Raw genomic sequence first — 24,885 nt, 5'->3', positions numbered from 1 at the left:
CAACAAGAGCGGGGTTCCGACGCACGGCGCAGATGCGCCGTGCACCGACGACGGGGATGGAGGCGACGGCTATGAATCCGGCGCTCACCGTAGTGAAATCGACCGACCCAGCAGTCACCGCACGCAGGCATTACGTCCGCGGCGCAAGCCTGCAGTCGCAGATTCTGTCCAAGGGCCTACAGCTCACTGTCCGACCGTTCCTGACGATCTGGGCGCAGACACCGTCACTTCCGTGGCCCATGGGGTTGGTCGATTACGCCGGACTGCTCGTCCCCCAGATCAGCGGCACTACCCGCAGCCGCGTCATGCTCGCCGAGTGCGACGCCGAATGGATCAGAGCCGAGGGCACCGGGTCCGATCGCGTGGTGCTCTACCTGCACGGCGGTGCCTTCGTCTGCTGCGGGCTGCGCACCCATCGGCGAATGACCTCGCGAGTGTCGAAACACGTCGACGGAGCGGTGCTGTCGGTGAACTACCGCATGATGCCGCGCAATCCGATCAGCCACGCGGTCGAGGACGGTGTCGACGCGTACCGCTTCCTTCTCGATTCCGGATACCGGCCGGAGCAGATCATCCTGGGCGGCGACTCGGCAGGCGGATACCTCGCGTTCATGGTCACCCTGGCGCTGCGTACCGTCGACTTGCCCGCGCCCGGAGGAATCTTCACCATGTCCCCCCTGACCGACATGGACCCCACCCGCAAACTCGACCACGAGAACGCGTCGAAGTGTTCGGTCTTCCCGTCCAATGCGGTTCCCGCACTCACTGCACTGGCCGATCGTGTCGATGCGCGCATCGTGGTCGACGGCGACGTGGGTCCGCGGGTGTCACCGGTCGACGGAGATCTGACCGGCCTTCCGCCGGTGCTGATCCAGGTCGGTTCGACCGAAATGGTCTATGCCGACGCCGAACTCATGGCTCAGCGACTCGCCGTCGCCGGAGTGGACTGCGAGTTGCAGGTGTACGAGGACCAGGTCCACGTGTTCCAGGCAGCCGATTTCGTCCCCGAGGCCCGCCGCGCGCTCAGAGCCATCGGCGAGTTCGCGCGGAACGTCAGCCCCCGTAGAGAAAGCTGAGATACGTTCTCCCCATGGCAGTCACAGTGAACAAGTCCGTCGACATCGACGCGGATGCAGCGGCAGTGCTCGAGGTTCTCGCCGACGTCGAGGGCATTCCCTCGTGGTCCCCGGTACACAAGAAGTGCGAGGTCGTCGATCGGTTCGACGACGGCAAGCCGCACCACGTGAAGATGCAGGTCTCGATCATCGGAGTCAACGACGAACAGCTCGTCGAGTACACGTGGTCGGACAACGAGGTGTCCTGGACTCTCGTGGAGAGCACCCAACAGAAGGCCCAGGACGGCCGGTACACCCTGACTCCGAAGGGCGACGCCACCCACGTCGAATTCGAGCTGACCGTCGACCCGAAGGTCCCGCTTCCCGGCTTCCTGGTGAAGAAGGGAACCAAGACGATCCTCGAGGCCGCCACGGAGGGCCTGCGTCAGCAGGTCGTCGGCTGACGCGCTACTGCTCCTTGCGCGCAGCGAGCACTGCCTCGTAGACCTCACGTTTGGAGACGCCGTCGACCGCCACCTGGGCACAGGCGTCCTTCAACCGCATGCCCGACGCCACCAGCGCTTCCACGTCGGCAACGAGATCCTCGGGCTCCTCGGCGACGGCGACGGCTCCTTCGAGCACGACGGTGATCTCGCCGCGTACGCCTGCCTTCGACCATTCGAGCAACTCGCCGAGGCCACCGCGTCGGACTTCCTCGTAGGTCTTGGTCAGCTCCCGGCACACCGCGGCGCGGCGGTCGGAACCGAGCACGTGGACGGCGTCCTCGAGGCATGCGACGAGGCGGTGCGGTGCCTCGAAGAAGACGATGGCGCGTGGTTCGGCGAGCACCGACTGGAAGTAGCTGCGACGCTGCCCCTGCTTGCGTGGCGCGAACCCGTCGAAGCAGAACCGTTCGACGGGCAGACCGGACAGCGCGAGTGCGGTCGTCACGGCGGACGGACCGGGCAGACAGGTCACCGGGAGATCGGCGTCGACGCACCCCGCGACGAGGCGGTAGCCGGGATCGCTGACCGACGGCATCCCGGCGTCGGTGACCAACAGCACCGTCTTGCCCTTTGCCACGGCCTCGACCAGCGCCGGCAGGCGAGCCGTCTCGACCTGATCGTAGAAACTGACGACCCTGCCCGAGATCACCACGCCGAGCGAGGAGGCGAGTTGCTTGGTGCGCCGGGTGTCCTCGGCGGCGATGACATCGGCACTGCCGAGTGCGTCGCGCAGGCGCTGCGAGGCGTCACCGACGTCGCCCATCGGGGTGGCGGCAAGGATGAGCATGACTCCAGTGTCCCGTACGCGGTGCATCGGTTTGTCGGGCACTACCGATCAACGCCTACGATCGGTACGTGACCTTGCTGACCTCTGAGCGCTCCGGCGACCGGTCGATGGTCAGTCCCGGGCCGACCGTTGCCGCGCGCGACTGGTTCCACGACACCGATGTCCGCCGCGGTTGGATCGTCACCGTCGTCATCACCGTCATCTGCGCCATCACGCGCTTCACGATGTTGCGGTACCCCACCGATGCAGGAACCCCGGTCTTCGACGAGAAGCACTACGCGCCTCAGGGGTATCAGGTTCTCACCGGCGGCGGGCTCGAGGACAATCCGGCGTACGGGCTGGTGGTGCATCCACCGGTCGGCAAGCAGCTGATCGCCGTCGGAGAGGCGTTGTTCGGCTACAACGGGTGGGGTTGGCGTTTCTCCTCGGCCGTGGCCGGAACCCTGTTGGTACTGCTGGTCATTCGGATCGTGCGCCGGCTCGCTCGCTCGACACTCGTCGGTGCGATCGCGGGAATTCTGCTGACCGTCGACGGCGTGACGTTCGTCAGCAGCCGGATCGGCATGCTGGACATTTTCCTCGCTTTGTTCGTCACCGCGGCACTGGGCTGCTTGGTACTCGACCGCGACGACATGCGGCGGCGACTGTCGAGAGTACGCGCCGACGGCCGAATGGACGCCAGTGTTCTGGGGCCGCGAATGGGGGTGCGCTGGTGGCGATTCGGGGCGGGCGTGATGCTGGGTCTCGCCTGCGGCACCAAGTGGTCGGGTCTGTACTTCATCGCGTTCTTCGGATTGCTGAGCGTGGCATTCGATGTGGCGGCGCGGCGCTCGTACGGCGTCGGACGCCCTTGGCGGGGAACGGCGTTGCGCGACATCGGCCCTGCGCTGTACGCGCTGGTGGTCGTTCCGATCGCGGTGTATCTGATGACCTACTGGGCGTGGTTCACCTCCGAGACCGGCGTGGACCGGCACGAGGTCGGCAACGGAATCGGTGCAGGCGGGCCGTTCTCGTTCCTTCCCGAAGCACTGCGTTCGCTCTGGTACTACAGCGGCAACGTGCTGGAATTCCATGAGGGCCTGACCAATTCGGCAGGCAACCGGCACCCGTGGGAATCGAAGCCGTGGACCTGGCCGATGGGCCTTCGGCCGATGCTGTACTACTTCGCCGACGGCGAGAGCGTATCCGGGTGCTCGGCGTCCTCGTGCGTGAAGGCGATCATGCTGATCGGCACTCCCGCGATGTGGTGGTTGGCACTGCCGATGCTGGCCTGGGTGATCTGGTCGGTGTTCGTCCGACGCGATTGGCGTTACGCCACCGTGCTGGTCGGCTATTCCGCAGCCTTGTTGCCCTGGTTCACCACGCTCGACCGGCAGATGTACTACTTCTACGCGGTGGCTCTGGCCCCGTTCATGGTGATGGGCTTCGCGTTGGTGTTGGGCGACATCATCGGCAAGGCCACCGCATCGGCCGAACGGCGAGGTACCGGACTACTGCTGGTGTCCCTGTACCTCGCCGTGGTGATAGCGAACTTCGTCTGGCTCTGGCCGATTCTCACCGCAATGCCGATCACGCCACAGATGTGGCAGGAACAGTTGTGGTTACCGAGCTGGCGGTAGGGCGGTCGGGCCAGGCCGAAGCAGAGCCGGCGGAACGACCTATGCCAGCAGTGCCGTCTTGCCCTTGGTGACGCCGTCGATGCTGATGCGCCCGGCACCGAATGCAGCGAGCAGGAGCGAACCGACGCCGAGCGCGACGACCAGTTCGTAACCGTTGTCCGCAGCGAAGACGCCGTTCTCGAAGTGGACGAAGACGGCAGCACCGAGCATGTCCAGGAACAGCAGCAGCCCAGCGATCGGGGTGAAGATCCCGAGCACGAGCGCTCCGCCACCGATGAGTTCGACGAACGTCGCGAAATACGCGGACGCGGTGGGCAGCGGAATGTTCATCGCCTCGAAGCTCGCGGCGGCACCATCGAGACCGTAGGTGTTGAGCTTCTGCCACCCGTGGGCGATGAAGACGACTCCCAGTCCGATTCGAGCAACGAGGGCGACGGCGTCGCGGACGACGGTGGAATTCATGACACATCCTTCTGGCAGGGCGGTACGGGCAGCACCACCCTGACAGAAGTAGGTTGAAGCGTCAACTCAGTTGCCGCTGGCACCCTTGAGCGCGGATTCGAGAAACGAACGGGCCTGGTCGTCGTCCAGACCGATGGATCGCACGGTTCTGACGAACTCCGTCGCCGCCCGGGCCGCGATGTCACGCGACGGGTCACCGCCCGACGCGACGAACGACCCGGACCGACCTCGCGTCTCGATGATGCCCTGCTGCTCGAGCTCGCGGTAGGTCTTCGCGACCGTGTTCGGCGCGATCTTCAGCTCCTCGGCCAAGCCGCGAACCGTCGGAATCTTGGTCCCGGCAATGAGATCGCCCGATCGCACCAGCCCGAGAATTTGCATCCGCAGTTGCTCGAACACAGGGGTCGTGTTCGACGAATCGATATGCACGCGCACAGTAGGTGCCTTATCCGAGAGCGTCGACTGCGTCGACGATCGACGTCGAACCGGACGTGAGCATCAAAGTCTTGCGTACAGCCGCGCCGGTGTCGAGAAGCTGCGCGATCACTGCGGCCACGTCGGCCCGGGTGACCTCACCCGAGTCCATCGGCGGTTCGGTCAGTGCCACCGAGTTCGTCGGGTCGTCGTCGGTCAACTTGCCTGGACGCAGAATCGTCCAGTCCAGTCCATCTCGGGCCGAAACATCTTCTTCTGCAGCAGTTTTGGCCTTGATGTAGGCCTTCCAACCGTCGTCGAGATCCTCGGCGACCGGCTCGCCCGCACCGAACGAGCTGATGAGCACGTAGCGGCGGACGCCGGCCTTCTCGGCGGCATCGGCCAGCAGCACCGCGCCCGCGCGGTCCACCGTGTCCTTGCGCTCGGGACCGCTGTTGGGGCCCGCACCCGCCGCGAACACGACGGCGTCGGCACCGGCCAACACTGCGGCCACATCGTCGACCGAAGCCGATTCGAGATCGATCACCTGCGGCAACGCGCCGAGCGCAGTGACGGCATCGACGTGGTCGCTGTTGCGAATCAGCGACACCGCGCGGTCTCCGTGGGCGGTGAGCACCTGAGTCAGATGTTGGGCGATCTGGCCGTGGCCACCTGCAATGACAATGCGCTTGTCGGTCATATCGACTACTCCGTTCCTGACGTGAATCTGTCGGGTTGGCTACCCGCGTGGCAGGATTGCAAACATGACCGTCCCTGGGGAGAGGAGCCTGCGGAACGACCCATCGGGCTCGGCGACCATCTACCACAATCCGCGGTGCAACACCTCTCGCACAGCGCTGAAACTGATCGAGGAAGCCGGTGTGGTTCCACGTGTGATCCGGTACCTCGAGTCGCCTCCGACCGAGGACGAACTCCGCACACTTCTCGCCGATGCCGGTCTCGAACCCCGTCAGGCCATCCGGACTCGCGAGAGCATCTACAAGGAACTGGGGCTCGCGGGCGCGAACGCCGACACGTTGATCGCCGCGATGACCGAGCATCCGATTCTCATCGAACGCCCGATCGTTGTGACCGACAAGGGCACTGTGCTCGCCCGACCGGCCGACAAGGTGAACACCGTCCTGTAGAGCGCTACAACCTCTCGCGGGACACCGGGCACGACATACACCGCGGACCGCCGCGTCCCGAGCCGAGTTCCGATCCGGAAATCCGCAACACCTCGATGCCCGACGCCTCGAGTCGTGCGTTCGTTTCGACGTTGCGCTCGTACGCGACGACGACTCCCGGCGCGATGGCCAGCGTGTTGTTACCGTCGTCCCATTGTTCGCGCTCGGCGGTGACGTGGTCGAGTCCGGTATCGATCAACCGCAGCTTGCCGATTCCCATCGCAGCGGCGGCCGCCTCGAGAAACGGGTCGGCACCTCGAATACTGACTCCCGTGTCCTCGCGGCGAATGGTGAAGGCGGACAACGTGTCCTGAATGGCCGGATACATCACCACCGCATCGGTATCGACCATGGTGCACACCGTGTCCAGATGCATCGACGCGCGCTCCTGCGCGATCGGCACCACCGACACACTGTGCGCCAGACCGTCCTCGAACAGGCTGCGCGCCAGCGCTTCTGCACCGGCGGGCGTGGTGCGCTCACCCACTCCGACAGCCACCACACCGGGAGCGAGCAGCAACACGTCACCACCCTCGACCGGTGCGGTCCGCGACTCGTACGCGCGCCGCACACCCCGAAACATCGGATGGAACGCGTAGATCAGATCGGTCAGCGATGTCTCCCGCACCCGGGCAGGCAGAGCCAACGAGGTGATCGCCACTCGATCGTCTATCCAGAACGACGAGTCGCGAGTGAACAACAGGTTCGGTAGCGGATCGATGACGAAGTCCCCACCGTGATGCATCCGCCGAACCAGCGACGCCCCGATCGGAAGCGGCTCCCCCGCCTCCGCCTCGAGCAGTTCGTCGAATGTCATGCCCGCCATCAGGATCTGCGCCAATTCGGCCGCGGGGACACCCCGCAGGTGTTGGGCGAGGTCCTCGGCGAGCGACCGGCCGAGCCGTCGGGCATCGACAGCGGCGGAGATACCTTGCATTCGCGCTGCGCCGCTGACCGTCATGGCCTCGGTGAGAAGCTCGCCGAGGAGCAGCACCGTCACCCCGCGACCACGCAACAGATCGGCGAACGCGTCGTGCTCGTCCTGTGCGCGATCGACCCACGGCAGACCGTCGAACAGCAGCTGATCGTTGTTTCGCGGCGTGAGGCGTCGAAGCTCGTCGCCCGGCCGGTGCAGCATCACGGTGCGCAGCACCCCCACCTCCGAGTCGGCACCCAACGGGCCTGCAGCCGCATCGACACTCATCAACGAACGGTAAACCCATTCGCCGGTCGCCGCCGGCATCAGGACCTGAAGTATTGTCGAGGTCGTGCCGATGCCCGAGTGGAACGTCCGCGAATTGACCCCCGGCCAGCTGTCCGAGCGCAGTGGAGTTGCGGTCTCGGCGTTGCACTTCTACGAGAAGCAGGGGCTGATCAGCAGTCGCCGCACCTCGGGTAACCAACGCAGATTCCATCGCGAAACTCTGCGACGGGTCGCCTTCATCCGGATCTCGCAGAAGGTGGGGATCCCGCTGGCGACCATACGTCAGGCATTGAGCGAACTACCGGACGAGCGAACGCCGACGCGCGAGGACTGGGCCAGGCTCTCGACGCGGTGGCATCGCGAACTCGATTCTCGGATAGAACAATTGATCCGACTTCGGGACAACTTGACCGGGTGCATCGGGTGCGGTTGTCTCTCGTTGGCCGGCTGTGCGCTGGCCAATCCGCACGACGAGCTGTCCTATTCGGGGCCGGGTGCTCGCACGCTGGATGTCGATTTCGACGAACCCTCGACTCGACGCGGCTCGAGCAGTTTGGAGAACTGATCGTTCGCCTTCTGCAGCACGAACTCGTAGGGCGGGGCGAACTTTCGCGCGACCCAGTACCCGAAGCGAATGTCGTTGGAGGAGTAGACGAGGTATTTGCGTTTGGCGATGCCGGCGAGAATGGCATCGGCGACGACCGACGGTTCCACGGCGCGCTTTTCGAATCGGTGTTGCAACTTCTGTACGCGCGGATCGTCACGATCGATGCCGGCGATCTGAAGCGTCTGCACCAATCCGGTCTTCACGCCACCGGGCACCACGAGACTGACACCGATTCCGTGGCGCTTGAGGTCGTACTTGAGTACCTCGGACACTCCGCGCAGCCCGTACTTGCTGGCGCTGTAGGCAGCGTGCCACGGCAGTGGGATCAGACCGGCAGCAGACGAGACATTGACCAGATGACCACCGCGACCGGCCTCGATCATCGGCGGTAGAAACTTCTCGATGACGTGGATCGGGCCCATCAGATTGACGTCGACCATCGACTTCCAGTGCCGATGCTCGAGGTTCTCGACGGTTCCCCAGGCGGAGATTCCCGCGACGTTCATCACGACGTCGAGACTGCCGAACTCGGCATGGATGTCGTCCGCGAAGGCGGTGACCGCCTCGAAGTCGGACACATCGAACGGCAACGAGTGGCTGACGGTGCCGCCCGCGCGACCGACCATGTCCACCGTCTCCGCCAAACCGGTGGCGTTGATGTCGGTGAGGAAGAGCTCGGCTCCCACCTCGGCGGCAGCGACGGCCGTTGCCCGACCGATTCCGCTGCCCGCTCCGGTGATCAACGTCTTCTTGCCGCGCAGATCGTATGTAGCCATCGAAACCTGTATCCCCCACCGGTCGACACGTGTCAGTTCGATTTCGACCCTACGCGGTGACGACCGAGAGGGGCGTCACAATCTTTGCGACATCTCGTCTCGGTAGTCCGCGATGGTGCGCTCTATGCGGGCAGCGTCATCGGCGGCACCCCGCTTGCGGGCATCGTCCGCGCGTTGCTGCAGGGTGCCGATCGCTTTCCGGAGCTCGTTGTCCGACATCTTTCGATCGTGCGTGATGTGTTCCATGTCACACAGTGTGCCCGGCGGCCCGAAGCGCGGCAAGCACATCGAGATCACGAACACGATCAGACGGTGACGGACCCCGACGTGATGTTCTCGCGTACGAAACTGGACAGACTTCGCGCCGCGAACTCACGGAAGTAGGCGAGCTTGTCGATCGGCACCAGCGAGGGAAGGACCGTGTTCCAGACCTTCTCCATGCGCGACGGCGCGTCTTCGAGACGGGATTGTGCCTCGGACACCATCAGAACGCCAGCCAGCATCTCGCAGATCAACAGCGCCGCGTTGCCCGCGTCCAGATGGTCGGCGACATCACCGTGCTCGATGGCTCGCTCGAAGAGATGCTCGAAGATGTTTCCCCAGGTACCGAACACGCTGCCGCGGGCGGTGTCGGATCCGTCGATCTCCATCTGCAACCGGTACATGACGCGCACCAGAGGGTCCGAGGCGGCCAGCTCGAGTACCGAGTACGAGATTCCGATGACCGACTCGAGAGCCGGACTGCGGCTGTCGACCATGCCCGCGCACGCCGTGGACACGCGCTCATGACCCTCGTCGACGATCGCGCGGGCCAGTTCCTCCTTCGATGCGAAGTGGAAATACAGCGCGCCCTTGGTCACGCCCGACTGCGCCGACACCTGACTCAGCGTGGCATTCGCGTGCCCCACCTCGAGAAAGAGGTCTGCTGCAGCGCGCAGTGCGGCCGCTCGTGTGGCTTCTGCTCTGAGTTGTCTCACCATGTTGGAACACCCCTGCTCTGTCGACCTTGCCATGACATCGACGCTCTGTGCGCGCTGCCTGCCCGTCGGCCGATCGAGGTGAACGTGGAATTCACTTCGCCATATCGAGCTGCCAGCGCTGGACAATAGTAACCGGTCCGGTGGCGACTTTGTGATTCGAAAGTGACAATTACATGAAGAACGGCTCGTTTACAAAACGATTGAAATGAAAAGTTCCACCTCTCCGGCATTTGTAACGACTTCGACTTCCTCTTTGTAGGCGCGAAATATCGATCCGGACAAAACGCACTCGTCGACCTGAGCCCATACGTCCTCGATCGGATCCGCCAGTGCGCCACTGGGCGTGAATACTGCGAACACACCGGTCGGTATCGAAACGAACACATCGCCCACAGCCACATCACTCGGCGAGTCCACCGAGACCGCGACCACCGCATTGACCGTGCCGTGCGGATCCGGAACGTACACCGTGCTCACCTGGGTTGCGTCGATGTGCTTCTCGCGCACACGATCTCGCAGGAATCGCATCCACTCGCTACCGCTCGATTCCGCGCCGGGCTCCACCCGCGGTGCCACCAACCCACTGAACAGCTCCGCGCTGCGTGCCGTGACACGGAAGGTCATCACGAACCGCCGGGCGCAGTGATCGCCAGATAGAGATCGATCTTGTACGCGTGCGGATAGCACTCGTAGTCGCCGGTGAACGATCGCACGATCTCGCCCTGCTCTTCGGCATGATCGATCTGAGTCCACAATCGAGTGAGAACCTCGGGGAAATACCCCACCGCAGAAAAACGCGCGTATTTGGCCGCGGGCACTTTCGCAACCAGATGTCCACGCTCGACCTGACCGAGTGAAGAACACAGATAACCGACTACCTGTGTATTGTACGAACCGATACCGGGGGCGTAGTCCGTATAAATGGAAGCGAGCGGACCGGAGGTCTCCTGATTGAGAACAGCGGACCATGCTTGATCGAGCGCCGGGTCGTTGAGGCGACCGAGCGCCCGTTTGGGGCTGCGAACTGGAAGACCAGCGACCCACGTTTCGTCAAGGTCGACGATCTCGAACGACATTCACACTCCGTAGAGAAGTTGCAGGGGCAGATCCTGTGTTCGGAACCGGCCCGATCACAATATCGCCCGTCAATCTACCGGCGCGACTGGTAGGTGGATCGTCGAACGATCAACCGAACATCGCACCCGTCTCGATCGCCGCAACAGCTGCCGACGGTTCCTGCCTCGAAGCTCAGGGTCCGCTGCATCGCACCGGTCACTGCGGCCCACCCGTGCGTGCTCGATCCCCCGGTTCTGCGGGCCAGGCCGGCTCCGGTCGATCGCCGACACGAATCCGGCCCGGACCGCCCGTCCTCGAAGGACCTGCTTCGGCGACCCTGCCCGCATTCCTCACGCAAGAAGGAGGACGAACACAGCGCCGAAGTATCTACTTTCCGTGCGCTGCGGCAACGTAACTCTCGCCGCGAATATCCGACAGACCACGCACAGGCGTGTTGCTCGCTCCGGAATGCGAGACCGGGAGAATCCGAGATTCGCACGACGACAGAATTCGCGTCAGGGGCCAATGCACCGTGTGCAGAACCAGGTCCGAAATCAGTAATCTGCGCAACCAGCCACTGGCCAGACCGTGATGGGCCCACGTGCGATACGAACTCCGGACGTAATGCCGATACTCGAGCGGCGGCGTCAGTAACCGACGGCCGGACACCTCGACGCGCATCGGCTCGATCTGCGCGATCCGCAGACCGACCTTGTTCAGACACAGCGACAGATCGATGTCCTCGTGCAGGTCGGTTCGCAGGCTCGTACTGTCGCGAACGGCTTCCCACGCGGATCTGCGGATAGCGAAGTTGTTGCCCGATGCGGCAGAAACCCACTGCTCAGCAGGCCTGTTCCGCACGGAACGGTTGACGAATGCCCGGTACGGGCGCGCCCACGGAGAGTCGTAGAGGTATATCGGGCCGGTGACTGCGACATAGTCGAGTCGGCGATCGAAGAAATCCAGTACCGAGTCGACCCAGCCGGCCTGGACACGGGTATCGGCGTCGATGCGGCCGATGACCGATCCGTGGGCGTGATCGAAACCGGTGTTGCGTGCGTGCACGACGCCGCGCTCGGACTCCCGCAGCAGCACCACCTGCGGAAATCGCCGCGCGTATTCCGCGACGATGGCCGCGGTGTCGTCGGTCGAATTGTTGTCGACGACAATGATTTCGTGAATGCGTTCGCGTTGAACGAGCAATGCATCCAGGCATTCGCGCATGTGAGCCGACTCGTCGAACGCAGGCACAACAATGGAAAGAGTATTCACAACGCCAACCCCTGACATATTTTTGGCAATCGTGTAGCTCGATACCCATTGGCGCTGAACGCATTTGAATTCGAGCCGCTGACGTTGACGATGCTACATCATTACTTCAAGAAAAGAACCCGTCGAATTATTCGGACTTTATGAATCAGAATTCGGAATTCGGAGGAATTACCAATCTGTGCATTGCTTCCCGATCACGAAAATCGGCCTTCTCCCCGATCCACTGCTGCGCTGCGGGAAGGTCGTTCAACTCTCGGCGACGGCGCGCCGGAGACCCGACGTACACACCGTCCGGTTCGCAATCTGCCGTCACCAGCGAGTTCGCCCCGATGATGCAGCCGGCCCCGATGTGCACGCCCGGCATCACGACCACGCCCGATCCGATCCACGCTCCCGGTCCGATCACCACCGACTCTCCCCGCAATGCACCTGCGCGATGATGCGACGGCCCGGTCTCGTGAGTACTGGTGAGAATGCGAACGTGATCCGCGATGAAGACGTGATCACCGATCACGATGTCGGCAACGGTGTCGAAGTAGCAGCCGAAGTTCACGAACACGCCGGTGCCCAATCGAACCGATGCTTGCCCCTGAATCATGGAACCGCCGTACATCAGGCACGGACCGGTCGTCCGTAGACCCGCAGGGCGCAGAACCGATGCGCGCAGCACGGCGGGCAAGAAGGGCACATTCGCCAACGAGACGACAGTCGCCTGACGCATCTGAGCGAGGGCCCAGCGGACGTCCGACGGATTGCGCATCCAGTCGCGGATACGCGAACCGGCCGTCACGCGGCGGCTCGCATCCGTTCGTCGGACTCGGCACGATCGTCGACCGGCAATGCCCGGCACGGTACTGCGGCGAACAGTCGCGAGATCGGCCACCGCAGTGTGTGCATCAGCCAATCCATCGCCACGATGCGTCCGAGCTTGCGCGACGCCAGACCGTGCTCCTGGTAGGAGCGGTAGCCCGCCAACGCATAGTGGACGTATTTCACCGGCGATGTCGTTGCGCGCCTACCGGACACTGCGGCCTTCATCGACCCGTTCTGGGCAACAGGCAAGCGCTCGGCAGCCAGGCACAGGCACAGATCGATGTCTTCGTGGACACAGGTTCGCTCACTGACCGCATCGCGAACCGTGCGCCAGGCTGATGCGCGAATCGCGAAGTTGTTGCCCGATACCGCCAGGGCGGCGCGCACCGCCGGCTCACGTCGTTCGGCGCGCGAATGCATCCACGCCAGGGGCCGAGCCCAGGGTGATTCGTAGAGGAACGTCCGGCCACCGGTGGCGGCGACGGAGGCATGCTCGTCGAAGAAGTCGACGATCGAGCGCGCCCACCCGGGCCGAACACGGGTATCGGCGTCGATTCGACCGATGATCGACGAGTCCACCAGGTCGAATCCGGTGTTGCGAGCGTGGACCACGCCGCGGTTGGGCTCGTGGACCAACATGACCTTGTTCGTGACCGCCCGGATGTCGTTCACCAACCGAAGCGTGCCGTCGGTCGACCCGTTGTCCACCACGACGATGCGGTCGATGTCGTCGCCCTGATCGAGCAGCAGCGTCAGACATTCACCCAGATGATCGACCTCGTCGAGCACCGGAATTACCACACTGAGAGTGTTCATCGCGATCCCCTGACAAATTCGGACATTGAATACAGCTCAGCCACGAATTCGAACTTACGACATGTTCCAAGAATTGCCTAAAGCTGCCCCGAATTGCATATCCGCAGCTCACTGGCTCGAAAGGTTCGTTCGGTCGGGTCGCATCGCTTCAAACAATCGAATCGACGGTTTTGTGCGGCAATTGTGCAACTGCAGTTTGCGAAACAGCCTTCTGAAATCGAATCCCGAACCGATCACCCAATTCGTTCGATATGAATCCATCTCGAATTCACTTCGCAGTAACACGTGCCTCCGCAGTTGCCGGGACCACGAAAAAACCGCCACTCGCGTGAGTGACGGTTCTTCGTGTCGGTGGAGCTGAGGGGAATCGAACCCCTGACCTTCTCGATGCGAACGAGACGCGCTACCAACTGCGCCACAGCCCCTTTGCCGTCATGCCGACCGGCTGGGTAACTCTAGCAAAGCCGCTTCGGGTGTCGGTTACGCGCCCTGGGCTCTGCGCAGGTCCCGGTCGTCGTCACGACGGGCCTGGAACGGCTCCTCATAGTGCTCGAGGTGCTCGAATTCGGGATCCTCGTCGTCGATCTCGAGCACCACCGCGCCGGGGCGACGCAGTCGCTGCGGGACGAGCTCCAACTCTTCGTCGGTTTCCGATTCCACGCCGAGACGTGATCGGCCCATCCGAGTGAGCCGACGCCTGCGCACCTCTTCCTCGATCTGCACCTGACGACGCAGGTAGTACAGGTAACCGACGAGGACAGCGACGGACAGTCCACACAGCCACCAGACCGCCGGGGAGATGATGAAGGCCAGGGCTGCGGTGGTGATCGCCGCGAAGACCAGGCCGAGGACGGCGCGCTGTCGGAATGCGTACCGCGCGGCCCGGGCGATCGCATCGGCCTCGGGATCGAAACCACCGCGTCCGCGTCGGCGAGGAACGAAATCGTCGTCGACGACACCGGGTTCGTGCGCGGGCGAACCTCCGCGCGGTGCTTCCGTGTCCGGTGCCTCGCTGTCGAGGTCGCTGTCTGCAGCGTGAGTGTCCATCGGGTCCTCCGCGGTACCGGGTAGATCGGGTGAGTCTGGACGAACGGTCGCGATCGCGGCACCGAAGATCTCTCGGGCCGGCGCGGAGACTCGCAGGTCGTCTTCCGGTCGCCAGTCGGGATCGCTGCGATGCCCGGTCGCGGGGCCGCGCTGCTTTCGCTGGGTGCCACCCCGATGCAGCACGCGGGTGGCGAGCGCAGCGTCCGTGGTCTGCATGATCTGCGGACGCTTGGTCATGAGCATGGGCAGAAGAACGAAGAGCCAGACGGCTACGAGACCGATCCAGATGATCGAGTTCGGCATCGGCGTTGTTCTCCTCCCCTTGGACGACGGCGACAGTGAAAGACGTCCTCAGGCTATGCGGAGGAAGAACGAGAACGACGCAGACGCGCCGACCCGAATTACACTCCTGTCACTTTGACAACACGAGTACTCGCGCCGCGGCCGCGAAGATCACGCCCACGCAGCCCGGCCCGCGCGAACCAACCGCTCGACGACGGTTCCCTGCACCTCACCGGAGGTGATCGCGACGAGCTTGTGATCGCGCCATTCGCCGTCGACGTCGAGGTACTTGTAGAGCAGCCCCTCTTCACGAAAGCCGACGTTGCGCAGCACTGCCTGACTGGCCAGGTTCTCCGGTCGCACCGTCGCTTCGACGCGATGCAGTCCGACCGGACCGAAGCAGTGGTCGAGCCCGAGCGCCAAGGCCGCGGTGGCCACGCCCTTGCCGTTGACCTCCTTGGACACCCAGTACCCGATCCAGGCCGATCGAAGTGCTCCCCGCACGATGTTTCCGGTGGTGATCTGGCCACAGAATTCACCGTCGACTTCGATCACCATCGGCAGCATGTGCCCCTTGCGCGCCTCGGACTTCAGGCCCGAGCACAGCGTCGGCCACGAGGAGATGTGATGCCGCGAATTCCAGCTGCCCTCTCCGCTGGGCTCCCAGGGTTCGAGGTGGGCGCGATCCTCCGTGCGAATCCGGCTCCACGCGGCCGCGTCGCGCATCCGTACCGGCCGCACGGTGACGGTTCCGGCGGCCACTCTCACTGGACCCAATTTCGCCGGCCAACCTGGGTGGCTCGACCACGTTCGCGGCATCCGTCGATGTTATGCGCTACGCGCAGGTGAGCGGAAACTCGTAGCCCACTACGAACTACCGCTCACATGGCGTCAGCCTCTCTGAGCGAGGAACGAGACCTTCACTTCTTCGCCGGTGCGGATTTCGGTGACCTCGGGATCGATGACGACCAGGCAATTCGCCTCGGCGAGTGTCGCGAGTAGGTGCGAGGACGATCCTGGTGCGCCGCCGAGCGCCTGCACCAGGTATTCACCGGTTCCCTCGTCGCGCATGAGCTGGCCGCGCAGAAATCCTTTACGGTCCTCGATCGAGGTGATCGGCGCGACGGTTCGAGCGGTCACGGTCCGTCGCATCGGCTGCCGTCGGCCCAGAGCGATCCGAATCAGCGGACGCACCATGACCTCGAACACCACCAACGCGCTGACGGGGTTGGCAGGCAACAGGAAGGTGGGTACTTCGTCGCGTCCGAGTTGGCCGAAGCCCTGGACGGACCCGGGGTGCATCGCGACTCGTTCCACTTCCATGTCGCCGAGTTCGCCGAGCGCCTCGCGCACACCGTCCGATGCGCCGCCGCCCACCGCTCCGGCGATGACCACGATCTCGGATCGAATGAGCTGGCCCTCGACCACCTCGCGTAGTCGCTTGGGATCGGTGCTGACGATCCCGACCCGGTTGACGTCGGCTCCGGCGTCACGCGCTGCGGCGGCGAGCGCGTAGGAATTGACGTCGTACACCTGACCGGGCCCCGGGGTCCGATCGGTGTCGACCAGTTCCCCACCGACGGAGATCACCGACAGTCGCGGCCGAGGATGCACCAGCACCTTGTCGCGCCCGACGGCGGCGAGCAGCCCCACCTGAGCCGCGCCGATGATCGTGCCTGCGCGAACCGCGACGTCACCGGGCTGCACGTCGTCGCCGATCTTGCGGACGTAGTCACCCGACCGCACCGGACGGAACACCTTGACGCGGGCACGACCGCTGTCGGTTCGATCCAGGGGCAACACGGCGTCGGCCAGTGTGGGCAGCGGCGCGCCGGTGTCGACTCGTACCGCCTGACGCGGTTGCAACCGGATGGGTTGACGCGATCCGGCGGACACCTCGCCGACGACGGGAAGCGTCAGATCGATGCGTTCGTCGTCCTCGTTGCGCAGGTCGGTGCCCGCGGCCGCCACATCGACGCTCCGTACCGCGTAGCCGTCGATCGCTGCCTGGTCGAAACCGGGAAGGGGACGCTCGGTGACCACTTCTTCTGCACACAGCAGGCCCTGTGCTTCCGAGATGGCGACCCGGACAGGCCGTGGAGCCACCGCCGCGGCGGTCACCCTGGTCTGCTGATCTTCGACCGAGCGCATCTGGCCCTTCCTCTATGGCATCGACCCGCGATGCTATTCGTACGTGGTCAGTTCCGGTGCCCAGCTGTCGCTCAAGCGTTCGTTCAGCCATTCGCGCAGCGCCGGACCGTAGTCGTCACGTTGTAGAGCAAAGTCAACCGCAGCGCGCAGGTATCCCCCGGGATTTCCGAGGTCGTGTCTCGATCCACGGTGCACCACCACGTGCACGGGATGGCCTTCTTCGATGAGCAGTGCAATGGCGTCGGTCAGCTGCAGCTCGCCGCCTGCACCGGGTTTTATCCGGCGCAGGGCGTCGAAGATCGCGCGGTCGAGCAGATAGCGGCCCGCGGCAGCGAGGTTGGACGGGGCGTCCTCCCGCTTGGGCTTCTCGACCATACCGGTGACCTTGAGGACGTTCGGGTTGACCGCGTCGGGCACGATCTCGACAGAGAAGACGCCGTAGGAGGAGACCTTGTCGTCGGGGACCTCGATGGCGCACAGCACCGAGCCTCCGCGCTTGGCGCGCACGCGGGCCATGACGTCGAGCACACCGCGGGGCATCACGAGATCGTCGGGAAGCAGAACGGCAACGGAATCCTCGTCGTCGTCGAGGACTTCTTCGGCACAGGCGACGGCATGTCCGAGTCCGAGCGGCTCGTGCTGAATGACCGACTGGACGTCGAGCAGACCGGGGGCAACTCGAACCTTCTCGAGCATCTCGAGCTTGCCGCTGGCCTCGAGCTTGTTCTCGAGGACGAGGTCCTCGACGAAGTGGGCGACGACGCCGTCCTTGCCGGGGGACGTGACGATCACGAGTCGCTGCGCGCCGGAATCTGCTGCTTCGCCTGCGACGAGCTCGATACCGGGAGTGTCGACCACCGGAAGCAGTTCTTTCGGAACGGTTTTCGTGGCCGGCAGGAACCGGGTACCCATGCCCGCTGCGGGAACGATGGCCGTGCGGAAATGCACGGGCGTGGCGGCGGTCGTCGCTGTAACGGCTTCTGTCATGGTGCTCACCCTATCCATGGTTTCTGGTGATCTGCTTGCCGTGTGCCGCGTTTTACCCCCGAGTGCATATCGTTGAACGACAGCACAGGAAGGGAGGACGAATCGTTGTGACCGTTCCCGATTTCACGGAGAACACGTCCAAGGATCGATGGCGAAAGTATGTTCTCGCCGAACGCCGACTGCTCGACGGTGCGCAACGCGCAATGGAGTCCTCTGCACTCTGTCACGTCCTGGGCGAATTGGCGGCCGAACACTCGGTGGTCGCCGCATACGTTCCCGTCGGCCGGGAGCCCGGTTCGGTCGAGATGCTCGACGCGATGGCCGCGGCCGGGTCGACGGTTCTGCTTCCGAGTGCGCACGAGCCGGGTCCGTTGCGCTGGGCTCGGTACGCCGGACGTGAGTCGTTGGTGACGGCCCCGTTCGGGCTGTTGGAACCGTCGGGGCCGACGCTCGATCCCGACGCGGTGTCGGGTTGCTCACTGGTGTTGATCCCCGCGCTGGCCGTGGACCGGCGCGGAAACAGGTTGGGCCGAGGCGCGGGCTTCTACGACCGCACTCTCGACCTGTGCAGGCGCGACGCCATGCTGGTCGCGGTGGTGCGTGAGAACGAACTGGTCGATCGCCTACCCGCCGAACCGCACGACAGACCGGTGACGCACGTGTTGACCCCCGGCAGCGGACTCCTACGCTTGGGTACGGAATAACGCTACGATTCGATTCGTTGGCACTCCTGACTGTAGAGTGCTAATGCTCTCCCCAGTTTCGACAGTTTCGACGAACAGACAAGACACCGGCGGTGTTCGGCCTCGGCCAGCAGAGTGGCGAATTTCCTCGGTGACCAGCGCGGAGGAAACACGATGCCCACTTACTCATACGCATGCACCGAGTGCGACAACCGCTTCGACATCGTTCAGTCCTTCACCGACGACACACTGACGGTGTGCCCCGCGTGCTCGGGCAAGCTCCGCAAGCTGTTCAACTCCGTCGGCATCGTCTTCAAGGGCAGCGGCTTCTACCGCACCGACAGCCGCGGCGGCGGGGGCACCTCCAGCGAGGGCGCGGGCGAGAAGAAGTCCGATGCGGCCGCTGCGAAGTCGGACTCGAAGTCCGAGTCCAAGCCCGCAGAGAAGAAATCTTCCGATTCGTCGTCGTCGAACTCTTCGTCTTCCTCGTCCACGACGAAAGCTGCTGCCAGCCAGTAACTTTCCGCTTCATCCACAGGCCGGGCCGTTATCCACAGCCCGGCCTTTTCGGTGCCTGTACCGGAACGGCCACCGATATCGTTTCGGCCATGGCTGCCGGCAAGAATCGACTCGACTCGACGCTGCTCGATCGCATCACCGCGCGTCCGGCGTGGGTCGGATCCACGAAATTCAGACGGATCGCAGCGGGAGTTCTGGTCTCCGTTGCCGCCGTTCTGTTCGTCGACGACACCGCCGGTGACGACCGCGTACGAGTGATCACGGCCGGGCGCGACCTGACACCCGGCACCGTACTCACCTCCGCCGATGTGGCGGCGGCCGAGTGGGACCGGGCGAACGTCCCCGAGGGCGCACTCGTCGAGTCCGAGGCCGTGAACGGTCGAACACTCACCGGACCGGTCCGGTCGGGTGAATTGCTCACCGACGTACGCCTACTCGGATCTCGGACCGCCACGACGGCCCTGGGGACCGAGGCACGCGTCGTACCGGTGCATCTGGCCGATGCCGCGGTGACCGACCTGCTGCGGGAAGGCGACCGCGTCGACGTGTTGACGGTCGAGTCTCAGGAGAACCCCGATGCAGTCCCCGCGGCCCGGGTTCTCGCGTCGGGAGCGATGGTCGTGCTCGTCTCCGCCGACGCCGGTGGCAGCAGGCAGCGAGACCGCGTCGTACTACTGGCTCTACCGACGAACGATGCAACAACGGTTGCGGCCGCCTCGTTGGTCAGCGCAATCACCGTCACCCTGCACTAACGTCTGTCGAGACAGAACAAACCGAACGTTGGGAGAAGGGCTCATGCTGAAGGGCTTCAAGGACTTTCTACTCCGCGGCAATGTCGTGGATCTCGCAGTCGCGGTCGTCGTCGGCGCGGCTTTCACCGCCATCGTCACCGCATTCACGACGAACGTCATCAACCCCCTTGTCGCAGCGCTCGGTGGCAGCAACGAATACGGCTTCGGGTTTCAGATCACGTCGTCGCCGGAATCGTTCGTCAACGTCGGCGCAGTCATCACCGCGGTCATCAATTTCGTCATCATCGCGGCAGTGGTCTACTTCGTACTGATTCTCCCGGTGAACACGGCCAAGAAGCGCTTCGTCAGTCAGCCGGAGAAGGAACTGAGCGACGTCGACGTGCTGGTTCAGATTCGCGACATCCTCGCGGGGGGAACCGAAGCGGGACAGAAGCTTTCGACTTCAGCCGACACCACCGGCGGTAGCGGCGAGGCAATCGACGCGGCACCGGATCTCGGCAAGCACTCCAAGGACTGATTCGCGCACCCGAGCCAGTCGGGTCCCCTATCGAATGAATGCGCCATTCACGCTGTCTGACAGCGTGAATGGCGCATTCATTCGTTCAGGGGGAGGGCCGAGACGCGGCCGGTCCCACTCAGTTGGTGAACGTCGAGAGCGGAAGCGCGTCGAGCGTGATCGTCGTGCCGTCTGCCTCGCACGCCGAGGCAACGGCCGCCCCGTTGTCGACGAAGGCCTTGCCTGCCTCACTGTCGGTGGTCGAGAGCTCCAGCGTATCCGCGGGCAACGCATCGACGAATGTCGTCAACGAACTGGCGACATCACCGGAGGCGGTGCCGGGCAGCGCCTTCAGCTTGTCGACAGCTGCCTGCTTGTCGGCGGTCCACTTGTCAATGTTCTCGGCCGATCCGGGTCCTGCTGCCGCCAGTCCGACGAACGCGTTGTGGTCGGCGGCAAAGGTATTGCAGACATCCGTGTTCTCGCCGGAGGCCGCGGACTCGTCGCTGCTACAACCGGCGGCGAGGCCGAGAGCAACGAGCGCTCCCGCGGCGACGACCGTGAAACGGGATTTCGAGTGCATCTTCGGTTCAGTGCCTCTCTGTGTACGTCGAACTACTTCTGTGCAGAACATAGTTCAGGCCCGTACGGAGTTATCCGTACGGGCCTGAACTTGTCTCGAATTTCAGCAGGTGACGTTACGTCACCTAGCTACAACCGATTCGGAAATCAGTTGAGGCGAACCGGGACGCCGTAGGTGATGGCCGTGTCGCCCGTTCCGCTGGTCAGCGAAACGTAAGGACGGATCGTGACGTTGCCCAGGATGCCGGTGGCGGTGCCGTGCAGGTTCGCGACCTGGATGGATCCGCTGGTGCCCGCTGCGTCACCCTCGGAAGAGGTGATGTCGGCCTCTTCGTTGAGCACTGCGTATGCGCTCTCGGACTGCACGACGCCGGGGCCGTTGGCCAGTGCGATCGTGCCGGTGGCCTGCGGGATCAGCTGAACGCCGACATCGAGGCCGGTGCTGGAGGTGCCCGCGCCGCCGAGAACTACCGAGGGATCTCCACCGCCGACAATCGGCAGCGTGCCTGTGACGCTGGACTCGTTGCCCGAGCCGAGGTTGAACTCGGCCGAAGGCGAGGACCAGGAGATCTCGACGCCACCGTTGAGGCTCATCGGGTAGCCGATCTGGTAACCGATCTTGAGGGTGCCCTCGAAGTCGTCGGCCGAGGGGCCCTGGACGTCGTAGGAAGCCCGGCCGTTGGCGAACCACTCACGGGTGAGCGGGTTGCCGTCGAGCGGAGCGACACCGTTGATGAAGGTGTCGGACAGCGTCACCGTGATGGTGTTGCCGTCGGCGTCGACAACCGAGTTGGAGCTGTCGACAGCGGCGGAAGCCGTTCCGGTACCGAGCACCAGGCCGACTACCGAAGCGCTGGCAGCAACTGCAACGCTCATGGACTTGAGTCCCCGGCTGCGCCGCGACTTCTGGATCTCCGTCATTTATTCCTCATCATGTTCAGTCCCAGCGCGGTGTCGCACGGGGAAGCTTGTGGCTTTCACCCTCGAACTAGATCGCACTCAACGATGTGTGCGAGCCCGAGCCGGATGTAGCCGCGAAGGCCACATCCTTGATCACACTGTTCCGAGGTGAAGAGCGCGGAACCGGTTGGTCCCACGCTCTGGTCTCTGGAAGCTGAGGGGAACATTAGAGGAGTTGCCCGATCGTGACAATCCCTACGATCGGGACCACATCGTTGCCTCGGCGTGATGTGTTTCAACGGCGTGAACAACTTTCACACCCCATTAGGTGGTAACGCGCGTCACACTATCCGGTTACGTGACCAGACCGTTACACATTGCGCAAATCCGCAAAACCGCTCTGATGTGGGAAGACGCTCGGACCGGCCCGCCCGTTACGGGCGAATCGTCACTTCTCGCGCCGCACGGAGCGGAGGCAGTGCGGTCCCCCAACCACCCGTACCCCGGTCGCGCGTCGCTAACGGCAGGTAAACGAGTAACTAACAGACCTGTCATTCAGGCCAAATAAATGTGTCGTGGATCACATCAGAAGTAATGGGGTGGTCGCTGTTGCTTCAACCATTCGTCCGACGCCGACCCGCCGTTCTCGACACCCGAACCCTCACCCCGTTCGTCTCCGGTCGTCTCCGGCAGCACCTCACCGAAGATGCGAGCGAGCCGGGCCCGTTCTGCTCGGGCCCGGCTCGCGTCGTCTTCGGCCGATCGATCGTCGTTCGGCTCGTCGCTCATGGGTATCGCTATGCGTCCAATCCCGACAGCTCGGCGATGACCTGACTCGCCAGTGGCGTCAGTGTCGCCATCCCATCTCGAATCGCAGCCCGCGACGAGGCCAGATTCACCACCAGGGTGCTTCCGGACACACCGACCAGCCCGCGGGACAGACCTGCGTCCAACGAACCTGCTGCCAACCCCGACGATCGCAGTGCCTCGCTGATACCCGGAATCTCACGGTCGAGGACCTCCGCGGTGACGTCCGGAGTGACATCGCGCGGTGAGACGCCCGTGCCACCGATGGAGACCACCAGATCGACGCCGCCGATCACCGCGGTGTTGAGTGCGTTGCGCACGTCCACTTCGTCCGCCGTCACTGCGACGACACCGTCGACCAGAAAGCCTGCCTCGGTCAGCAGCTCCGTGACGAGTGGGCCCTTCGAATCCTTCTCGGTGCTGTGCGCTGTTCGGTCGTCAACGATGACGACCAACGCGCGCCCTGCCAGTGGTGCGTCGAGTTCCATACCGCTCACCGTAGTAGTAAGGCCTCCACCCGGCTCACGCTGTGCGTAAATCGTTGCAACCGTGCTCTGCCTGCCCGCTTCTCCGAACATCAGCGGCCACCGGGGAACGACGGGACCTGGAACGGCAATTGCTGTTCCTGCTGCTGAGTCTGTGGCTGCGCCGCTGCGGGCTCGGCGGTGCCGAGCGTCACGGTCGCGGTCTTCTCGCTGCCGCCGTCGGTGTAGGTGATGGTGACCGAATCGCCCGGTGCGTGTGACCGCACCGCCGCGATCAACGCGTCACCGCTGGCAACGATGCGATCGTCGACCTTGGTGATCACCGCACCCTTCGGTATGCCCGCAGCTGCTGCCGGTCCTCCCTCGGTGACCTCGACGACGGTTGCTCCGTTGGCGTCGTCCTGCGACGGCACCTGAACGCCGATCATTGCCTGGGTCGCCTTGCCCGTCGTGGTCAGTTCGTCGGCGATGCGCTTGGCCTGATCCACCGGGATGGCGAAACCGAGCCCGATGGAGCCGCTCTGCGCGGACCCCTGACTGCCGCCGAGCGTGGCTATCGCAGTGTTGATGCCGATGAGCTGTCCGTCGGTGTTGACGAGTGCGCCTCCCGAGTTGCCCGGGTTGATCGCAGCGTCGGTCTGGATGGCGTCGATCACCGAATTCTGATTGCCGGACTCGCCGGACGTCGACACGGGCCGGTTCAGCGAGGAGACGATGCCCGTGGTGACCGTGCCGGCCAGGCCGAGCGGGGAGCCGATCGCGATGACCTGCTGGCCCACTTCGAGGTTCGAGGACGATCCGAGTTCGATCGGCGTCAGGTTCGACTTGCCCTCGGCCTTGATGACGGCCATGTCCGAGACCGAGTCGGCACCGACGATCGTCGCGTCGGCCACCGATCCGTCCGAGAACGCGACGGTGAGCTTGCCGTTGGCACCCGCACCCGTCGCGACGTGATTGTTGGTCAGGATCAGGCCGTCGCTGCTGAGAATGACGCCAGAGCCCTCACCCTCTTCCTGGGAGCCCTTCACCTGAATCTGCACGACGCTCGGCAGAACCTTGTTCGCTACTGCCTGAATCGAGCCGTCGGGGAAATTGGCGGCAGGCTGAGCTGCAGTGACCGTGGAATTCAGTGAGTTGGTCACTCCCCCGCCGTTGCCGTTGGCGTTGTTGGTGGCGATCGCACCGACCGCGCCGCCGATTCCGCCACCGACCAGAACGAGGGCGATGGCTCCGGCCACCAGTACCGACCTACCCGGGCGGGACTTCACCGCAGTCGGTGCCGAATCGGACTGCGGCGCAACGTGCTGGGGCTGTGCGTGGTGAGCCTGGGTGTGCTGCGGATCGCCCTGCTGACCGTACGGGCCGTAGCCGGGCTGGTAGGCCCCCTGTCCGTAGCCGGCGTACTGCTGGGGGTAACCCTGCTGCGGCGGGAACTGCTGAGTCGGATGCTGCTGAGTCGGATGCTGCTGTGCCGAGTAGTTCTGCTCGTCGCCGCGCGAAGCCCGGTCCGCCGGATGCTGCTCGCCACCGGCACCCTGTCCGCTCTGTTCGGATTCGTTACGGTCGTCGCTCATCGTTGCTGCTTCCTTCAGTAGAGACCTCGGTTTCCGAGGTCCGCCCGCCTTCTTGCTACTCACTGT

The 24,885-nt window shown here is 64.1% G+C and carries 31 protein-coding genes and 1 tRNA gene; 9 read left to right on the top strand and 23 right to left on the bottom strand.

Annotation, left to right across the window (positions count from 1 at the left end):
- The first annotated feature begins 56 nt into the window (after nucleotides 1-56).
- Both CH274_RS19650 and CH274_RS19645 read left to right on the top strand, forming a co-directional pair.
- Nucleotides 57-1,076: an alpha/beta hydrolase gene (locus tag CH274_RS19650; RefSeq protein WP_032395724.1), complete on the top strand. Its 1,020-nt coding sequence runs from the start codon at nucleotides 57-59 to the stop codon at nucleotides 1,074-1,076.
- Between the two features lie 14 nt (nucleotides 1,077-1,090).
- The gene (locus CH274_RS19645; protein ID WP_032395725.1) at nucleotides 1,091-1,519 is read left to right on the top strand and encodes an SRPBCC family protein; all 429 of its coding nucleotides are present in this window, start codon (nucleotides 1,091-1,093) and stop codon (nucleotides 1,517-1,519) included.
- Between the two features lie 4 nt (nucleotides 1,520-1,523).
- On the opposite strand, the gene rsmI is transcribed toward CH274_RS19645, so the two are convergent.
- Nucleotides 1,524-2,348 carry a 16S rRNA (cytidine(1402)-2'-O)-methyltransferase gene (gene rsmI, locus CH274_RS19640; protein WP_094658772.1) on the bottom strand — a complete coding sequence of 275 codons (825 nt, stop codon included), beginning with the start codon at nucleotides 2,346-2,348 and terminating at the stop codon, nucleotides 1,524-1,526.
- Between the two features lie 107 nt (nucleotides 2,349-2,455).
- Between rsmI and CH274_RS19635 the strand changes: the two genes are divergently transcribed.
- Entirely contained in the window at nucleotides 2,456-3,967 is a 1,512-nt protein-coding gene (locus CH274_RS19635) for a dolichyl-phosphate-mannose--protein mannosyltransferase (protein ID WP_094658770.1), read from the top strand.
- Nucleotides 3,968-4,006: 39 nt separating this feature from the next.
- Here CH274_RS19635 and CH274_RS19630 read toward each other — a convergent pair whose 3' ends face one another.
- From CH274_RS19630 to CH274_RS19620, 3 genes are all read right to left on the bottom strand, one after another.
- Entirely contained in the window at nucleotides 4,007-4,429 is a 423-nt protein-coding gene (locus CH274_RS19630) for a DoxX family protein (RefSeq protein WP_032395726.1), read from the bottom strand.
- A gap of 66 nt (nucleotides 4,430-4,495) precedes the next feature.
- Nucleotides 4,496-4,864: a GntR family transcriptional regulator gene (locus CH274_RS19625; protein WP_045196418.1), complete on the bottom strand. Its 369-nt coding sequence runs from the start codon at nucleotides 4,862-4,864 to the stop codon at nucleotides 4,496-4,498.
- Nucleotides 4,865-4,874: 10 nt separating this feature from the next.
- Nucleotides 4,875-5,543 (bottom strand): SDR family oxidoreductase, encoded by a 669-nt coding sequence (locus tag CH274_RS19620; protein ID WP_094658567.1) that lies wholly within the window; start codon nucleotides 5,541-5,543, stop codon nucleotides 4,875-4,877.
- A gap of 64 nt (nucleotides 5,544-5,607) precedes the next feature.
- Between CH274_RS19620 and arsC the strand changes: the two genes are divergently transcribed.
- Complete coding sequence (arsC, locus tag CH274_RS19615; RefSeq protein WP_094645632.1) at nucleotides 5,608-5,991, top strand: arsenate reductase (glutaredoxin); 384 nt, start codon at nucleotides 5,608-5,610, stop codon at nucleotides 5,989-5,991.
- Nucleotides 5,992-5,995: 4 nt separating this feature from the next.
- Here the strand turns inward: arsC and CH274_RS19610 are convergent, their stop codons facing one another.
- Nucleotides 5,996-7,234 (bottom strand): arginine deiminase, encoded by a 1,239-nt coding sequence (locus CH274_RS19610; protein ID WP_094658769.1) that lies wholly within the window; start codon nucleotides 7,232-7,234, stop codon nucleotides 5,996-5,998.
- Between the two features lie 64 nt (nucleotides 7,235-7,298).
- Here CH274_RS19610 and soxR point away from each other — a divergent pair, with 64 nt between their 5' ends.
- Nucleotides 7,299-7,799, top strand: a complete 501-nt coding sequence (gene soxR, locus CH274_RS19605; protein WP_082073774.1) for a redox-sensitive transcriptional activator SoxR — start codon at nucleotides 7,299-7,301, stop codon at nucleotides 7,797-7,799.
- Here soxR and CH274_RS19600 read toward each other — a convergent pair.
- From CH274_RS19600 to CH274_RS19540, 13 genes are all read right to left on the bottom strand, one after another.
- A complete protein-coding gene (locus CH274_RS19600; RefSeq protein WP_045196424.1) occupies nucleotides 7,715-8,617 on the bottom strand; it encodes an SDR family oxidoreductase in 903 nt (300 codons plus the stop codon). The two genes, soxR and CH274_RS19600, sit on opposite strands and share 85 nt — an antisense overlap.
- Nucleotides 8,618-8,692: 75 nt before the next feature.
- Nucleotides 8,693-8,863: a hypothetical protein gene (locus tag CH274_RS29340; RefSeq protein WP_155290802.1), complete on the bottom strand. Its 171-nt coding sequence runs from the start codon at nucleotides 8,861-8,863 to the stop codon at nucleotides 8,693-8,695.
- 59 nt (nucleotides 8,864-8,922) lie between these two features.
- Complete coding sequence (locus tag CH274_RS19590) at nucleotides 8,923-9,597, bottom strand: ScbR family autoregulator-binding transcription factor (RefSeq protein WP_176459156.1); 675 nt, start codon at nucleotides 9,595-9,597, stop codon at nucleotides 8,923-8,925.
- A gap of 189 nt (nucleotides 9,598-9,786) precedes the next feature.
- Nucleotides 9,787-10,125, bottom strand: a complete 339-nt coding sequence (locus CH274_RS19585) for an effector binding domain-containing protein (protein ID WP_254924311.1) — start codon at nucleotides 10,123-10,125, stop codon at nucleotides 9,787-9,789.
- A gap of 95 nt (nucleotides 10,126-10,220) precedes the next feature.
- On the bottom strand, nucleotides 10,221-10,673 hold the full coding sequence (locus tag CH274_RS19580) for a GyrI-like domain-containing protein (protein ID WP_032395733.1): 453 nt from the start codon (nucleotides 10,671-10,673) through the stop codon (nucleotides 10,221-10,223).
- Nucleotides 10,674-11,040: 367 nt separating this feature from the next.
- Nucleotides 11,041-11,904, bottom strand: a complete 864-nt coding sequence (locus tag CH274_RS19575) for a glycosyltransferase family 2 protein (protein ID WP_179275809.1) — start codon at nucleotides 11,902-11,904, stop codon at nucleotides 11,041-11,043.
- Nucleotides 11,905-12,070: 166 nt separating this feature from the next.
- Nucleotides 12,071-12,715, bottom strand: coding sequence for an acyltransferase (locus CH274_RS19570; protein ID WP_256993641.1), 645 nt, complete (start codon nucleotides 12,713-12,715; stop codon nucleotides 12,071-12,073).
- Entirely contained in the window at nucleotides 12,712-13,554 is an 843-nt protein-coding gene (locus CH274_RS19565) for a glycosyltransferase family 2 protein (protein WP_052683774.1), read from the bottom strand. The genes CH274_RS19570 and CH274_RS19565 overlap by 4 nt, the downstream gene beginning before the upstream one ends.
- Nucleotides 13,555-13,906: 352 nt before the next feature.
- Nucleotides 13,907-13,979 (bottom strand) — tRNA-Ala (locus CH274_RS19560).
- 55 nt (nucleotides 13,980-14,034) lie between these two features.
- Nucleotides 14,035-14,904, bottom strand: coding sequence for a divisome protein SepX/GlpR (gene sepX, locus CH274_RS19555; RefSeq protein ID WP_094658563.1), 870 nt, complete (start codon nucleotides 14,902-14,904; stop codon nucleotides 14,035-14,037).
- Between the two features lie 150 nt (nucleotides 14,905-15,054).
- The gene (locus tag CH274_RS19550) at nucleotides 15,055-15,702 is read right to left on the bottom strand and encodes a GNAT family N-acetyltransferase (protein WP_032395736.1); all 648 of its coding nucleotides are present in this window, start codon (nucleotides 15,700-15,702) and stop codon (nucleotides 15,055-15,057) included.
- A gap of 72 nt (nucleotides 15,703-15,774) precedes the next feature.
- Entirely contained in the window at nucleotides 15,775-17,034 is a 1,260-nt protein-coding gene (glp, locus tag CH274_RS19545; protein ID WP_032395737.1) for a molybdotransferase-like divisome protein Glp, read from the bottom strand.
- Between the two features lie 33 nt (nucleotides 17,035-17,067).
- Nucleotides 17,068-18,021, bottom strand: a complete 954-nt coding sequence (locus CH274_RS19540; RefSeq protein WP_032395738.1) for a UTP--glucose-1-phosphate uridylyltransferase — start codon at nucleotides 18,019-18,021, stop codon at nucleotides 17,068-17,070.
- A 107-nt stretch (nucleotides 18,022-18,128) separates the two neighbouring features.
- Between CH274_RS19540 and CH274_RS19535 the strand changes: the two genes are divergently transcribed.
- From CH274_RS19535 to mscL, 4 genes are all read left to right on the top strand, one after another.
- A complete protein-coding gene (locus CH274_RS19535; protein WP_094658561.1) occupies nucleotides 18,129-18,725 on the top strand; it encodes a 5-formyltetrahydrofolate cyclo-ligase in 597 nt (198 codons plus the stop codon).
- Nucleotides 18,726-18,878: 153 nt separating this feature from the next.
- Nucleotides 18,879-19,223, top strand: a complete 345-nt coding sequence (locus CH274_RS19530) for an FmdB family zinc ribbon protein (RefSeq protein ID WP_032396238.1) — start codon at nucleotides 18,879-18,881, stop codon at nucleotides 19,221-19,223.
- Between the two features lie 89 nt (nucleotides 19,224-19,312).
- On the top strand, nucleotides 19,313-19,975 hold the full coding sequence (locus CH274_RS19525; protein WP_094658559.1) for an SAF domain-containing protein: 663 nt from the start codon (nucleotides 19,313-19,315) through the stop codon (nucleotides 19,973-19,975).
- Nucleotides 19,976-20,018: 43 nt separating this feature from the next.
- Nucleotides 20,019-20,492 carry a large conductance mechanosensitive channel protein MscL gene (gene mscL, locus CH274_RS19520; protein WP_045196436.1) on the top strand — a complete coding sequence of 158 codons (474 nt, stop codon included), beginning with the start codon at nucleotides 20,019-20,021 and terminating at the stop codon, nucleotides 20,490-20,492.
- Nucleotides 20,493-20,610: 118 nt separating this feature from the next.
- Here mscL and CH274_RS19515 read toward each other — a convergent pair whose 3' ends face one another.
- From CH274_RS19515 to CH274_RS19495, 5 genes are all read right to left on the bottom strand, one after another.
- A complete protein-coding gene (locus CH274_RS19515) occupies nucleotides 20,611-21,054 on the bottom strand; it encodes a hypothetical protein (RefSeq protein WP_094658558.1) in 444 nt (147 codons plus the stop codon).
- 146 nt (nucleotides 21,055-21,200) lie between these two features.
- Nucleotides 21,201-21,974: an MspA family porin gene (locus CH274_RS19510; RefSeq protein WP_094658556.1), complete on the bottom strand. Its 774-nt coding sequence runs from the start codon at nucleotides 21,972-21,974 to the stop codon at nucleotides 21,201-21,203.
- 564 nt (nucleotides 21,975-22,538) lie between these two features.
- Entirely contained in the window at nucleotides 22,539-22,742 is a 204-nt protein-coding gene (locus tag CH274_RS19505; RefSeq protein WP_032395744.1) for a hypothetical protein, read from the bottom strand.
- A gap of 8 nt (nucleotides 22,743-22,750) precedes the next feature.
- The gene (locus CH274_RS19500) at nucleotides 22,751-23,248 is read right to left on the bottom strand and encodes a MogA/MoaB family molybdenum cofactor biosynthesis protein (protein ID WP_037191958.1); all 498 of its coding nucleotides are present in this window, start codon (nucleotides 23,246-23,248) and stop codon (nucleotides 22,751-22,753) included.
- An 89-nt stretch (nucleotides 23,249-23,337) separates the two neighbouring features.
- Nucleotides 23,338-24,819 carry a trypsin-like peptidase domain-containing protein gene (locus tag CH274_RS19495; RefSeq protein ID WP_082322504.1) on the bottom strand — a complete coding sequence of 494 codons (1,482 nt, stop codon included), beginning with the start codon at nucleotides 24,817-24,819 and terminating at the stop codon, nucleotides 23,338-23,340.
- Between the last annotated feature and the right edge of the window lie 66 nt (nucleotides 24,820-24,885).

Origin of the sequence: Rhodococcus sp. 06-418-5, from assembly GCF_002258285.1 — a bacterium.
Lineage (GTDB): Bacteria > Actinomycetota > Actinomycetes > Mycobacteriales > Mycobacteriaceae > Rhodococcoides.
The sequence above is the reverse complement of the archived record's forward strand: the minus strand, read 5'-3'. Positions and strand labels throughout refer to the sequence as shown.